Source organism: Streptomyces sp. NPDC002926, assembly GCF_053591755.1.
This window is the reverse complement of the sequence record NZ_JBSFUK010000010.1, coordinates 91,508-103,925: the sequence shown is the minus strand read 5'-3', so window position 1 is coordinate 103,925 and position 12,418 is coordinate 91,508. Positions and strand designations below refer to the sequence as shown.

Sequence of the window (12,418 nt, the reverse complement as noted above, 5' to 3'; positions counted from 1 at the left end):
GCTGAGCCGCCCCCCACGGCATCCGTCCTCTCTCACGTTGGACTGCCCATGCGCACTCTCACGTCCTCCGGCGCACTGGTGGCGGCAGCGGCGCTCTCGCTGCTGACTGCTCCTTCCGCGCTGGCCACCCCTCCCGGCGACAACGGCACCGTGAAAATCCACGATGCCAAGACCGGTGACGAACTCCGCAAGAACGAGCCGCACGTCTGCTCCTTCTATCTCGACGCCTTCGGGTTCGACGCCGGTCAGCAGGTCGACTGGCACATCGAGGCCTGGGCCCCGACCGCCGACGTCAAGGGCACGACGGTCCAGTCCGGTTCACTGACACTCGACGGCGACGGCCACGGCAGGTCCACGGATCTGGGCCTGCCCGACGGCCACTACAAGCTGTTCTGGAACTTCGACGGCGAGCACGGCCGGGCCAAGCACAAGGTCTTCTGGACCGACTGCGCAGGCAAGGACTCGAAGCCGGACGACAAGCCGGGCGCCACGGCGAGCGACAAGCCGGGCGAGCAGCCGGGCGAGCAGCCGTCCACGCCGGCCGCGACCGCAGCAGGCGGCTCGAAGCCGAGCACGGCCCCGAGCGCCGACGGCACCTCCGGCGACCTCGCCGCGACCGGCAACGGCGCGCCCGTCGGCATGCTCGCGGCGCTCGCGGCCGCGCTGGTCGCGGGCGGCGGCTATCTGCTGGCCCGTCGCCGCTCTGCCCAGCGGCACTGAGAAAGCCCTGAGAAGCACGGAGAAAGGTGTCCCCGCCGGAACTCCGGCGGGGACACCGCGCGCCCCGGACCGGCGCCTTGTCCGGCAGCCGGTGCGGGGCGCAACCCCCAGGCGTGACGGCTGCCCCGCGCCGGATGGCGCGGGGCAGCCGTCACACGTCGGACCTCGGGCGTCAGCCCGTATTGCGCAGGCCCGCCGCCACACCGTTCACCGTCAGGAGCAGCGCCCTGGCCAGCAGCGGGTCCGGCTCCTCGCCGCGCTCCGCCGACGCGCGCTGGCGGGCCAGCAGCGAGACCTGGAGGTAGGAGATCGGGTCCAGGTAAGCGTCCCGGATGCCGAACGTCTGCTGCAGCGCGGGGTTGGAGTCGAGCAGCCGCTCGCCGCCCGTGATCCGCAGGACCTCCCGTACCGTCAGCGCGTGCTCCGCCTCGATCGTGGCGAAGACATGCTTCAGATGCTCGGGCACGAGCGTGTCGACGTAGTGGCGGGCGATCCGCAGATCGGTCTTCGCCAGTGTCATCTCGACATTGGCGAGGAAGTTGCGGAAGAAGTGCCACTGCTCGTGCATCTCGTCCAGGACCGTGTCCAGGCCCGCCTCGCGCAGTGCCTTCAGCCCCGACCCGACGCCGAACCAGCCCGGCACGATCTGCCGCGACTGCGTCCAGCCGAAGACCCACGGGATGGCGCGGAGGCCGTCGAGACCCGCGCCCGAGTCCGGCCGGCGGGACGGGCGCGAGCCCAGGTGGAGGTCGGCCAGCTGGTCCACCGGGGTGGCCGCGAAGAAGTACGCGGGCAGGTCCGGGTCCTCGACCAGACGCCGGTACGCCGCGTGCGCGGCATCCGACACCGTGTCCATCGCCGCGTCCCAGTGCGCCAGCGCCTCGTCGGACTGGCGCGGCGCCGTGTGCAGCGCCGAGGCCTGCAGCGTGGCCGCGACCGTCAGCTCCAGGTTCTCCCTGGCCAGCGACGGGATCAGATACTTGTCGGAGATGACCTCGCCCTGCTCGGTCACCTTGATCTCGCCCTCGAGCGTGCCCCACGGCTGGGCGAGGATCGCGTCGTGGGACGGGCCGCCGCCGCGGCCGACGGTGCCGCCGCGGCCGTGGAAGAGCCGCAGCCGTACGCCGTACCGGTGCGCCACATCGCGCAGCCGACGCTGCGCCCGGTGGATCTCCCACTGCGACGTCGTGATGCCGCCGAACTTGGAGGAGTCGGAGTACCCGAGCATGACCTCCTGGACGTCGCCCCTGAGCGAGACGAGCCGGCGGTAGGAGGGGTCGGCGAGCATGGCGTCGAGGATGACGTCCGCGGCCTTCAGCTCGTCCGTCGTCTCGAGCAGCGGCACGATGCCGATCTTGGCCCAGCCCGCGTGCAGATCGATCAGACCGGCCTCGCGCGCCAGCACCGCCGCCGCGAAGACGTCGTCAGCGCCCTGGCACATCGAGATGATGTACGACTCGATGACCTCCGGCCCGAAGCGCTCGAAGGCTTCCCTGACGGTGTGGAAGACCCCCAGGGTCTTCTCGCCTGCGGCATCCAGCGGCGCGGGCGTCGGGGCCAGCGGCCGCCGCGAGCGCAGTTCCTTCGCCAGCAGCTTCTGCCGGTAGTCGCGCGGCATGTCGGCGTACCGCCAGGACTCCTCGCCGAGCCGGTCGAAGAGCTGCCCGAGCGTGTGGTGGTGTGCGTCGGCGTGCTCGCGTACGTCCATCGTCGCGAGCTGCAGCCCGAAGGCCGCGAGGGTGCGGATCGTACGGTCCAGCCCGCCGTCGGCGAAGAGGCCGCCGCGGTGTGCGCGCAGCGACGTCTGGATCAGGGTGAGGTCGTGCAGCAGCTCGGCGGTGCCGAGGTAGTCGCGGCCCGCCTCGTGGGGCGTGCCCTTGGCGAGCCGCTCGCGGGTGTTGACGAGCTTCTGCCGGATACAGGTGGCCTTGAGGCGGTACGGCTCCTCGGCGTTGAGCCGCTTGTAGCGGGGGCTGATCTCGGGCAGCCGCTCCAGATCCGTCTGCAGCGACGTCAGCAGCTCCTCCGTCGCGCCCGCGTAGCGGATGGAGTTGGAGAGCAGCCCGCGCAGATGGTCGATGACCACGATCGCGTCCGTGATGCCGTGCTCGTGCTGGAGGATCAGCACCTCCCAGGTCACCGCGGGGGTGACATTGGGGTTGCCGTCGCGGTCGCCGCCGATCCAGGTGCCGAAGGTCAACGGCCTGGTGCCCGCGGGCAGTTCGACGCCGACCCGCTCCAGCTCGGCGGCCAGGTCCTCCAGGACGTCGCCGACGGCGCCCGAGTGCAGCTCGTCGAGGTAGTAGATGGCGTTGCGCGCCTCGTCGGCCGGCTCGGGCCGCACCACACGCAACTCGTCGGTCTGCCAGATGAGGTCGATGTTCTCGGCCAGCCGCAGATCGTGCCGGCGCCGGTCGGCGGCGATGACCGGGGTCTCGAGCAGCTCGGCGATACGGCGCAGCTTGTTCAGTACGGAACGCCGCGCCGCCTCGGTCGGGTGCGCGGTGAACACGGGCCGGACGTTCAGATTCCTGACGGTCTCGCGCAGGTGTTCGGGGTCGGCGTCCTTGAGCATGTCCGCGGTACGGGACAGCAGCCCGCCCTCGGCGGCGCGCCGCTCGCGCATCTCATGGCCGCGGTGCACCTGCTCGGTGACATTGGCCAGATGGAAGTAGATGGAGAAGGCGCGCACCAGCTTGGCCGCGGTCTCGAGGTCGGTGTCGCCGAGCAGCTCGGCTGCGGCCTCACCGTCGCTGCGCGTCAGGGCGCGGACCCGCTCGACGAGCTCGAGGAGCTCGGGGCCCTCCTGCCGGACGAGAGTCTCGCCCAGCAGATCGCCCAGTCGGCGGATGTCGGCACGCAGCTCGGCGCTGGCGGTGGGGGTCTGGTCGGCACTGCTCACAGGTGCGGCTCCTTGCAGTGTTTGAGCACGTCTGGAGGGGTCTGGAGGCTGCGGACCGCGCTGTCCGACGACACCCAGGATAGGTGTCCATTTCCCTGACGTTATCCACAGGTCTCTTGCCGACGGGCCGCACCCTGCCATACTTACGATGGCGTAGGTTACGCACCCGTAGCCTCACTCTTCCGCCCCCACCTCTCACCCCACAGGGGACCCCCATGGCCACAAGCCCGGATCTGCTGGACGACGCCCCCAAGCCGTCGGCAGCCGACGACCTCCCCTTCGCCACGCTGGGCGGGGACAAAAAGCGGTCGCTCGAGCAGATCGCCCTGCTGCTGTTCATCACGGTGCCCTTTGTCGCGCTGCTCGCCGCTGTGCCACTGGCCTGGGGCTGGGGTGTGAGCTGGCTCGATATCGGCCTGCTGGTGGCGATGTACTACATCGGCTGCCACGGCATCACGATCGGCTTCCACCGTTATTTCACCCACGGCTCCTTCAAGGCGAAGCGTCCTCTCCGGATCGCTCTCGCGGTCATGGGTTCGCTGGCGGTCGAGGGCCCGCTGGTCCGCTGGGTGGCGGACCACCGCAAGCACCACAAGTTCTCCGACGCCGAGGGCGACCCGCACTCGCCGTGGCGCTTCGGAGAGACCGTGCCGGCGCTGATGAAGGGCCTGTGGTGGGCGCACATCGCCTGGATGTTCGACGAGGAGCGCACGCCCCAGCACAAGTACGCGCCGGATCTGATCAAGGACCCCGCGCTCCGTCGCATCTCGCGCGACTTCCTCTACTGGACGATCCTCTCCCTCGCGATCCCGCCCCTGGTCGGCGGCCTGGTCACGATGTCCTGGTGGGGTGCGTTCACGGCCTTCTTCTGGGGTTCCCTGGTCCGTGTCTGCCTGCTCCACCACGTCACCTGGTCGATCAACTCCATCTGCCACGCGGTCGGCAAGCGCCCCTTCAAGTCCCGCGACCGCTCGGGCAACGTGTGGTGGCTGGCGGTGCTGTCCTGCGGAGAGTCCTGGCACAACCTGCACCACGCCGAGCCGACGAGCGCGCGCCACGGCGTGCTGCGCGGCCAGATCGACTCCAGCGCCCGGCTGATCCGCTGGTTCGAGCAGCTGGGCTGGGCGTACGACGTGCGCTGGCCGGATGCGTCACGTATCGACGCCCGACGCCAGAACGACTCCGCCGAGGCGGCATGATTGACCACGTGGCGATCGACGGCGGTACCAGCAGTACGGACAAGAACCGGCCCTCGGGGAGTCGGCGCGCCCGCCGCGTCCGCATGACGGGGGCGGAACGCCGGGAACAGCTGTTGGACATCGGCCGTACCCTCTTCGCCGAGAAGGGCTTCGAGGGCACCTCGGTCGAGGAGATCGCCGCGAAGGCCGGCGTCTCCAAGCCGGTGGTGTACGAGCACTTCGGCGGCAAGGAGGGTCTGTACGCCGTCGTGGTGGACCGCGAGATGCGCCAGCTGCTGGACATGGTGACGAGCGCGCTGACCGCGGGGCACCCGCGCGAGCTGCTGGAACAGGCCGCCTTCGCGCTGCTCGACTACATCGAGACGTACACGGACGGTTTCCGCATCCTGGTGCGCGATTCCCCGGTCGCTCAGTCGACCGGTACGTTCGCGTCGCTGATCAGCGATATCGCGACCCAGGTCGAGGACATTCTGGGTCTGGAATTCAAGGCCCGCGGGTTCGATCCGAAGCTCGCGCCTCTCTATGCGCAGGCGCTTGTCGGCATGGTCGCGCTGACGGGCCAGTGGTGGGTGGACGCCCGCCGGCCGAAGAAGGCGGAGGTCGCGGCGCATCTGGTGAATCTGGCCTGGCACGGTCTGGGCAGCCTCGAGGCGAAGCCGCGGTTGATAGGGCACCGCAAGAACTGAGCCGCGCCGAAACTGAGCCGCGCCGAAACTGAGCCGCGCCGTGCTCAGCAGCGCCGACCTCAGCCGCGCCGAGACTCAGCCGCGCCTGCTCCGGCTCGGCCCCGGAGCAGGGGCACAGGCGGCGTCAGCCGCCGCGACGCCCGAGGGCGCGCAGGCCGAGGGCGCGCTGCCCGGGGGCCGTCTCGCGGCACAGGGCCACCGCCGCGACCACCGCGACACACAGCACCAGGGCCCAGACGCGGCGCGACGGATCCCAGCCCGCCGACAGCGGCTGGGCGAACGGATCCAGGGCCTCCGGCAGGGGCAGCAGCACCGAGACGATCACGCACATCACCACGCCCGGCGCCGCCAGCGCACCGCCGCCGGTGCCCGCGCCGGTGCCGTTGCCCGCGCTGAGCCTGAACCCGAGGGCGGCGAGCGCGATCACCATCGCCAGCAGTGCCGCCGCCTCCAGGGTGAGGCCGGGCTGCGGGAGCAGCGGCCGCTCGTCCGGATTGACCGCCATGGCACCCAGGAGCAGCACCGCCGCCCAGCCTGCGGCCGCCCCGAGCAGCGCGACGAAGATCCGCAGCCCGTGCACCACCCAGCGCGGAGTCGGCACCACTTCCGTCGTACGGGCGGCCGGGTCGTCCAGCAGGAATGCCGCGCCCACCGCGATCAGCACGGCCGCGGAACGGATCAGCAGGACGACGTCGATGAGCCGCATACCGCCGGAGACCAGGGCCGGGACGCCCAGCAGCAGCACCGCGGCCGTCACGGCGATCAGCAGCGGCAGCGTGCGGGCGGAGCGCAGGGCGTACGGCAGGAGCAGCGGCCACAGCCTTCGGGTGCTCATGCGCAGGCCCGCTCGCCGGCCGGAACCTGTGCGGGCGCGCGTACTCCGAGGAGCTCGGCGGCACGGTCGGTGGTGGTCCCGGCCGCGGTCAGTTCGCGCCACGACGCCTTCACCCGCTCACCGAGCCGGTCGGACGGCTCGTCCAGCAGCTTCAGCGCGAACTCCCGTTCCCTGGCGTCGAAGTCGAGTCCGCTGGCCGATTCGAGGACCAGCAGGCTCAGTCCTCCTGTCGTGCGGCCGACAAGATCCTTGAGGGCGGCCCCGGAATCGCCGGTGGCCTGCCCGGCGAGCCACAGGGTCAGTACGGCGCGGGCTCCGCAGACCGTGGTCCCGCGCTCTTCCCGCGGCAGCCTGCCCGTCACCACGCGGTAGGCGAACAGCGCCGAGAACTCGGCCACCGCGTCGCTCTCCGCGTCCTGTCCCGCATTGCCCGCGCTCCACCAGGTGCCGACGGGAACGGCGCCCGGCGTCCCTTCCCTGCGGTCGTCGGTGTCCCAGGCGGCGTACGGCAGCGGCCTGTTGGCATGCGCCTCGATGCCGTCCCGGAAGATCCGCTGACGTACGGCGTAGCGGGCGTCGGCCACGGCGTCCGGTGTACGGGCGAGAACGCCGCGCACCACGCCGTCCCACTCGGTCACCCGCCCCTTGAACTCGGGGAAGGCGCAGTAGGTGACGCTCCCCCTGGTCGCGCACTGCTGGCGGGCGGCCGGGTGCTCGGTGATGTCGGCCCTGGCCCGTACGACGCTGTCCGGCAGCGGCCGCATCTGCAGCGCGCCCGCGACCACGGCCACGACCGCGGCGACGGCGGCCACAGCCCAGAGCGGCCGGGTGCCGCGGCGCGGCGGCTGTGGCGCCGCGCCGGGCCGGCCCCGCAGCAGGGCGCACGCGGCGAGCAGCGCGGTCAGGCCGGTCAGCCACAGCAGATGCAGCCCGGCCGGCCTGCCGACCAGCGCCGACGGCAGCGGCTGGGCGAACTCGTCCTCGATGGCGACGACGGCAAGCCAGCGCCAGCCCGCGGTGTTCTGGACAGCGGCGATGAAGGTGAACACCGCGAGCAGGGCCAGTGCGAGCGAGGCCGCGGCGGGAGTCGGGAACAGGCGCGCGAGCAGCACCCCGAGGACCCCGGCGAGGAGCACCACGGCGGGGCCGGTCGCCACCTCGAGCCACTGGACGGTACCGACGGCTCCCGGCTTGGCGGCGAGGTGGCTGATCCTGGCGAGGCTGAGGCCCGCGCAGAGCAGGGCGGCGGGGAGCACCGCCAGCAGATGGGCGAGGCTGCGGCCGCGGGCGCCGACGACCAGCACCTCGTACACGGGCTCCACGCCGTGGCGGACAGCCCGCAGCACACCGAAGTCGGCGGCGAGCAGCGTGCCGGCGGCGAGCAGCAGAGTAGGCAGCTGGATGTAGCGGGAGCTGTCCTGCAGGACCGGGTAGCGGTTCGCCGCGTCCCCGGTCGCCAGGGCGTAGCCCCACAGCGCGAGATAGCCGGCCAGGGCGCCGAGCATCGCCGGGTGGCGCAGCAGGCGCAGCGCTTCCACGCGGGCCAGCGCGAGGACCGCGCCGCGCGGCCCGGTCCGCCCGGCCGGGACCGCGGCCGAGTCCGCGTGGCCACGGCGGGCATCGCCGACGACGGTCATGCCGCGTGCTCCTTCTGGGCGGTGGCGTCGAGGAGCAGCAGGTAGCCGTCCTCCAGCGTGGGTTCGAGGAGGGGAGCGCCGGAGGGGGCGGTGCCGATGTTCCGCACGGTTCCGACTCCGGTGCGCCATCCGGCGAGGGCCCGCGGGTCCCGTTCGGCGCTGCTCCATACGCGGCCCGCGGCTACGGCCGCGAGCGCCGGCGGCTCGCCGTCGAACTTCACGGTTCCGTGGTCCAGTACCACGACGCGGCGGCAGAGCGCGGCGACGTCCTCGGTCTGGTGGGTGGACAGCAGTACGGTGCGGCCGTCGCCGAGGTCGGCGATCAGTTCCCGGAACCGCAGCCGCTGTTCGGGGTCGAGACCGACGGTCGGCTCGTCCAGGATGAGGAATTCGGGGTCGCCGACGAGGGCGGCGGCCAGCGCTACCCGCTGGCGCATACCGCCGGAGAGCTGCTTGATCTTCTTGCCGCGCCGGCCCGGCAGCCCGACCGCGTCGAGCACGCGCAGGACTTCGCGGTGCCTGGCGGCGCGGTCGGTCAGCTCCTTGAGGATGGCGACGTAGTCGACGAACTCGAAGGCGGTGAAGGCCGGGTGGAAGCCGGGGTCCTGCGGCAGATAGCCGAGGCGGCGCCGGATCCCGAGCCGCCCCTCGGGCGTCCGCGGGTCCATGCCGAGCACCGAGATGTCGCCGCCGTCGGGCAGCGCCGCGGTGGCGAGCGTCCGCAGCAGGGTCGTCTTGCCGGCGCCGTTCGGGCCCAGGAGCCCGGTCACGCCGGGCCCCAGGGTGAAGGACACCCCGGCCAGTGCCCTGAAGCTCCGGTAGTTCACTTCGAGTTCGCGGACGGTGACCGCGGCTGGGGTCATCGGGATGTCCTTCCGGTTCACGCGCGTGCGTGCTGGGTGTCCCGGTCGTACCGGGTGCGGGTCAGGGTGATGGAGACGGTGGCGGCGGCGAGCACTCCGGCCGCGGACAGCTGTCCGGTGGCACTGAGCAGCGCGTCCTGTACGGGCCCGAAAGCCGCCAGCAGGCAGAGCGTCCAGGCCCCGCCGACGACGCCGGCCGCCGCGGTGGGGTCGATGCGCGCCGACAGCGCCAGCGTGATCGAGGTCAGCGCGAGGGAGGGCAGCAGCCAGCCGAGCGTCTCCAGGGCGGGCCCGGGCAGCGCCACCGCCGCGGCCGCGGTGGGGACCATGGCCGTGATGACCACGGCGACCGTGCGCAGCATCAGCAGCCGCAGTCCGTACACAGGGGTGACCAGGGTGATCTCGTACATCGGGTCGCTGCGGGGGCCGAAGGAGAGGGCGACTCCGATCACCGGCAGCGCGGGCGCCACCACGAAGAACGGCAGCGAGGCGGAGGCCGCGTGCCCCAGCCTGGCCACGACCAGGGCGAGCAGCAGCGTGACCACGGCTGCCGTGAGCCAGGAGCGGCGCAGTGCGGGTGTCGCGGTGATCAGCCGTGCCGTGTGGCCGGGTACCCGCAGCCGGTGCAGCGCACGCTCCGCGGGCCCCGGCCGGGGCACGTCCTTGGCGATGGACAGCCGTGCCCAGCCGGCCTCGGTGCGCGAGGTGTCGGCGTACGCGGCGAGCCGTGCCCGGCAGTGCGCGCACCGCGCCAGATGCCCTTCGGAGCCGGCGAGAGCGGGCGGGCCGAGCTCCCCGGCGGTGTAGTCGCGCAGCAGGGCGTCCGGGAGGTGTACGCCGCCGTGCGGCAGGGAACATCCTGTGCTCCCCCGGCTTCCGGTGTCCCACGGGGAAGTCATCGCCTGCTCCTCTCCTGCGCCCCTCATGTCCTCTTCCGATCCGCTCATGCCAGCTCCTTCCGGAGCCGCTGGCGTGCCCTCATCGCACGGGTCTTGACGGTGCCTGCCGGAATCCGCAGCACTTTCGCGGCCTCGGCGGTGGTGAGGCCGTCGACCACAGTGGCCACCAGCACCGCCTTGAGTTCCGCCGGCAACTTCTCCAGGGCGTGCGCGAGTTCGCCGTGCGGGATGCCGTGCAGCACCTCGTCCTCGGCGGAAGGCTGTTCCTGGTGCCGGAACCGGCCGAGTGCCCGGGTCAGCCGCTGCCGTGCGCCGTGCCCCCGCTGGATGTCGACGAGCCGACGGGATCCGATGCGCCACAGCCAGCCGGCCGCGTCCGCGCCCGGCTCCTCGCGGTAGCGCGCGGTGCCCCGCCACACGGCGAGGAAGGTCTCCTGTACGACCTCGTCGACAATGCCGGGATCAGGACAGCGGTACTGGAGCCGGGTGACCAACCACGGCTCGTAGCGCCGGTAGAGCAGCTCGAAGGCACGGCTGTCGCCGTCCTCCACTGCGCGCAGCAGTTCCCCGTCACTGGGTTGCTGCCCCTCCACGTACGCCACATCCCCTCATCGGACGGGCGGGGCGGATCGGTTCACGGAAGTCGGAGGTTATTTCCGGCCCCTGCCCCCCACCAGCATTCAGCCAACCACTGCTCTGTACAGGCCATTTACCCGCCGTTCCACAGGCCGCTTTTCGACCATTGGCCATAGAACTGCGCAAAGGCCATTCGGAACTCTTTCTTCCCCCCTCGCAACAGACGTACCTTCGCCATCGCTCGGGCCCGACCAACCCGAGAGCGGGTCCGACCAACCCGAAGAAGAGGGGAAATTCCGCATGCCCAAGAGCCTCAAGTCACTGGCGCGCCCTGCCGCCGTCCTCATGGCCACCGGAGCGATCGCCGGCGTGATGGGCGTGGCCCCGGCGGCCGCGGCGCCCGCCCAGGCCACCGCTGTCCCGTCGTGCATCACCATCAAGAACACGTCGAGCTGGGCCACCACGACGACGCGGGTGACCAACAACTGCAGCCGTGGGACGTACCGCTACTACTTCAAGTGGGACCGGCACACCGACGGCCCCTGTGAGACCTACGCGCCGGGCCACTGGCACTCCGAGACCGTGGCCATCACCGCGCGCTTCGCGGGCCTCGGCGGCTGCTGATCCGGCCGGCTGTCCAGCGATTGGTCCGGCTGCCTCCGTCCGGCGGCTGATGCAGTCGTTCTGAGCGGCTGACGTCGCACCGCACCAAGGCGAGGGGCCTTCCCTGAAGCCCTACTCCAGGGAAAACCCCTCGCCGTCCGTGGTGCGCGTCGGTCCGCGCATACCCGCCGCTACACCGGCTCCAGGAACTCCAGCCGGTTGCCCACCGGGTCCTCGGAGTAGAAACGACGGTGGCCGGGGAGGCCATCGTCCCAGACCACCTTCGCGCCGCGCTCCTCCAGCCGCGCCGCGTACGCCCCGATGCCGGTGACCCGCAGTCCGGGGTGTGCCTTCCTGGCCGCCCGGAAGTCCGCCTCGATGCCGAGATGGAGCTGGATGGGACCCTGCTGGAACCAGCAGCCGCCGCGGGCCGCCAGTACCGGAGGCTTGGGAATTTCCGTCATACCCAGGACATCGGCGTAGTAGGCACGCAGAGCGTCCTCCGAGCCGGGCGGCGCGGCCAGTTGGACGTGGTCGACGGCGGCGAGCATCAGTACCTCTTCCGTGCGACGGCGAAGATCCGGCGGAACGGGAACACCGTGCCGTGCGGACCCGGGGGGTAGGCCTTGCGGAGCAGGTCGCGGTACTGGCCCAGGAACTCGGCGGCGGCCGCGGTATCGTCGCCGAACTCGGTGAGGACCGGGCGCAGCGCCGTACCCTTCACCCAGTCCAGCACCGGATCCTCCCCGGCGAGGAGTTGGAGATACGTGGTCTCCCAGGCGTCCGTCTCGCAGCCGAGATCCACCAGACGGCCGAGGTAGTCGGCGGGATCCAGGACATGGACGAAGCGCCGCCCGCGGTCGCCGAGCCGGGCGCGCCACTGCGGGGTGTCGCAGAGCTCGCCGAGGAGGGCGTGGCTGGGGGAGGTGAAGTTGCCGGGGACCTGCAAGGCGAAGGTGCCGCCGGGAGCGAGGCCCTCGATCCAGACCGGGAAGCACTCGGGATGGTTCGGCACCCACTGCAGTGCCGCGTTGGAGACGATCAGGTCGTACGGTTCGTCGGGCGTCCAGTGCGCGGCATCGGCGGGCCGGAAGTCCATCCAGCCGCCGCCGGATGTGGTGCCCGCGTGCTCCTTCTCCGCGATCGCGAGCATCTCCGGAGAGAGGTCGAAACCGGTGATGTGGGCGGTGGGCCAGCGGTCGGCGATGAGCGCGGTGACATTGCCGGGGCCGCAGCCGATGTCGGCTATCCGGGCGGGCCGGTCGCCATTGGGCAGCCGGGGTATTCGGGCGAGAAGATCCACGAATGGGCGCGTTCTGTGCCCGGCGTAGCGCAGGTACTGATGCGGATCCCAGGTTGGTGCGGAATGCATGTTCGAGCCCCCTTGCAGGAACGGTGTGCCGAAGCGGAACGAGGTTGCGGCCCGACCATGCCCAAGCCTGCGCCCGAATATATCTTGATGTCAAGAGACTTCACGTCGACAGACCCTCTACACTGA

General features: G+C 71.5%; 12 protein-coding genes. 4 read left to right on the top strand and 8 right to left on the bottom strand.

Translation table 11 applies throughout. From position 1 onward, the window contains the following. Positions 1-48: 48 nt before the first annotated feature. A complete protein-coding gene (locus tag ACWDZ6_RS18345; protein WP_451503685.1) occupies positions 49-720 on the top strand; it encodes an LPXTG cell wall anchor domain-containing protein in 672 nt (223 codons plus the stop codon). Between the two features lie 172 nt (positions 721-892). On the opposite strand, the gene ppc is transcribed toward ACWDZ6_RS18345, so the two are convergent. Then, positions 893-3,622: a phosphoenolpyruvate carboxylase gene (gene ppc, locus ACWDZ6_RS18340; protein WP_451503684.1), complete on the bottom strand. Its 2,730-nt coding sequence runs from the start codon at positions 3,620-3,622 to the stop codon at positions 893-895. 215 nt (positions 3,623-3,837) lie between these two features. Between ppc and ACWDZ6_RS18335 the strand changes: the two genes are divergently transcribed. Both ACWDZ6_RS18335 and ACWDZ6_RS18330 read left to right on the top strand, forming a co-directional pair. Further along, positions 3,838-4,821 (top strand): acyl-CoA desaturase, encoded by a 984-nt coding sequence (locus ACWDZ6_RS18335; RefSeq protein WP_351453403.1) that lies wholly within the window; start codon positions 3,838-3,840, stop codon positions 4,819-4,821. After that, complete coding sequence (locus ACWDZ6_RS18330) at positions 4,818-5,507, top strand: TetR/AcrR family transcriptional regulator (RefSeq protein WP_366731805.1); 690 nt, start codon at positions 4,818-4,820, stop codon at positions 5,505-5,507. Before ACWDZ6_RS18335 ends, ACWDZ6_RS18330 begins: the two co-directional genes overlap by 4 nt. A gap of 124 nt (positions 5,508-5,631) precedes the next feature. On the opposite strand, the gene ACWDZ6_RS18325 is transcribed toward ACWDZ6_RS18330, so the two are convergent. The 5 genes from ACWDZ6_RS18325 to ACWDZ6_RS18305 are packed head-to-tail and all read right to left on the bottom strand — an operon-like array spanning position 5,632 to position 10,334. Continuing rightward, the gene (locus ACWDZ6_RS18325) at positions 5,632-6,342 is read right to left on the bottom strand and encodes a hypothetical protein (RefSeq protein WP_451503683.1); all 711 of its coding nucleotides are present in this window, start codon (positions 6,340-6,342) and stop codon (positions 5,632-5,634) included. After that, positions 6,339-7,979 (bottom strand): ABC transporter permease, encoded by a 1,641-nt coding sequence (locus ACWDZ6_RS18320; RefSeq protein WP_451503682.1) that lies wholly within the window; start codon positions 7,977-7,979, stop codon positions 6,339-6,341. Before ACWDZ6_RS18320 ends, ACWDZ6_RS18325 begins: the two co-directional genes overlap by 4 nt. Beyond that, the gene (locus ACWDZ6_RS18315; protein ID WP_351453396.1) at positions 7,976-8,842 is read right to left on the bottom strand and encodes an ABC transporter ATP-binding protein; all 867 of its coding nucleotides are present in this window, start codon (positions 8,840-8,842) and stop codon (positions 7,976-7,978) included. Before ACWDZ6_RS18315 ends, ACWDZ6_RS18320 begins: the two co-directional genes overlap by 4 nt. Before the next feature lie 17 nt (positions 8,843-8,859). Next, on the bottom strand, positions 8,860-9,789 hold the full coding sequence (locus ACWDZ6_RS18310) for a zf-HC2 domain-containing protein (protein ID WP_451503681.1): 930 nt from the start codon (positions 9,787-9,789) through the stop codon (positions 8,860-8,862). After that, complete coding sequence (locus ACWDZ6_RS18305) at positions 9,786-10,334, bottom strand: RNA polymerase sigma factor (protein ID WP_451503756.1); 549 nt, start codon at positions 10,332-10,334, stop codon at positions 9,786-9,788. Before ACWDZ6_RS18305 ends, ACWDZ6_RS18310 begins: the two co-directional genes overlap by 4 nt. A gap of 283 nt (positions 10,335-10,617) precedes the next feature. Here ACWDZ6_RS18305 and ACWDZ6_RS18300 point away from each other — a divergent pair, with 283 nt between their 5' ends. Then, positions 10,618-10,941: a hypothetical protein gene (locus tag ACWDZ6_RS18300; protein WP_326650448.1), complete on the top strand. Its 324-nt coding sequence runs from the start codon at positions 10,618-10,620 to the stop codon at positions 10,939-10,941. 170 nt (positions 10,942-11,111) lie between these two features. Here ACWDZ6_RS18300 and ACWDZ6_RS18295 read toward each other — a convergent pair whose 3' ends face one another. Together ACWDZ6_RS18295 and ACWDZ6_RS18290 are read right to left on the bottom strand one after the other, a co-directional pair. Next, positions 11,112-11,471, bottom strand: coding sequence for a VOC family protein (locus tag ACWDZ6_RS18295; RefSeq protein ID WP_451503680.1), 360 nt, complete (start codon positions 11,469-11,471; stop codon positions 11,112-11,114). Then, the gene (locus ACWDZ6_RS18290) at positions 11,471-12,292 is read right to left on the bottom strand and encodes a trans-aconitate 2-methyltransferase (RefSeq protein ID WP_451503679.1); all 822 of its coding nucleotides are present in this window, start codon (positions 12,290-12,292) and stop codon (positions 11,471-11,473) included. Before ACWDZ6_RS18290 ends, ACWDZ6_RS18295 begins: the two co-directional genes overlap by 1 nt. Positions 12,293-12,418 lie beyond the last annotated feature (126 nt).

Bases quoted from the DNA above. Each gene is read 5' to 3' on its own strand.
- ACWDZ6_RS18345 (WP_451503685.1), top strand. From the start codon at position 49: ATGCGCACTCTCACGTCCTCCGGCGCACTGGTGGCGGCAGCGGCGCTC.
- ACWDZ6_RS18335 (WP_351453403.1), top strand. From the start codon at position 3,838: ATGGCCACAAGCCCGGATCTGCTGGACGACGCCCCCAAGCCGTCGGCA.
- ACWDZ6_RS18330 (WP_366731805.1), top strand. From the start codon at position 4,818: ATGATTGACCACGTGGCGATCGACGGCGGTACCAGCAGTACGGACAAG.
- ACWDZ6_RS18325 (WP_451503683.1), bottom strand. From the start codon at position 6,342: ATGAGCACCCGAAGGCTGTGGCCGCTGCTCCTGCCGTACGCCCTGCGC.
- ACWDZ6_RS18320 (WP_451503682.1), bottom strand. From the start codon at position 7,979: ATGACCGTCGTCGGCGATGCCCGCCGTGGCCACGCGGACTCGGCCGCG.
- ACWDZ6_RS18315 (WP_351453396.1), bottom strand. From the start codon at position 8,842: ATGACCCCAGCCGCGGTCACCGTCCGCGAACTCGAAGTGAACTACCGG.
- ACWDZ6_RS18310 (WP_451503681.1), bottom strand. From the start codon at position 9,789: ATGAGCGGATCGGAAGAGGACATGAGGGGCGCAGGAGAGGAGCAGGCG.
- ACWDZ6_RS18300 (WP_326650448.1), top strand. From the start codon at position 10,618: ATGCCCAAGAGCCTCAAGTCACTGGCGCGCCCTGCCGCCGTCCTCATG.
- ACWDZ6_RS18295 (WP_451503680.1), bottom strand. From the start codon at position 11,471: ATGCTCGCCGCCGTCGACCACGTCCAACTGGCCGCGCCGCCCGGCTCG.
- ACWDZ6_RS18290 (WP_451503679.1), bottom strand. From the start codon at position 12,292: ATGCATTCCGCACCAACCTGGGATCCGCATCAGTACCTGCGCTACGCC.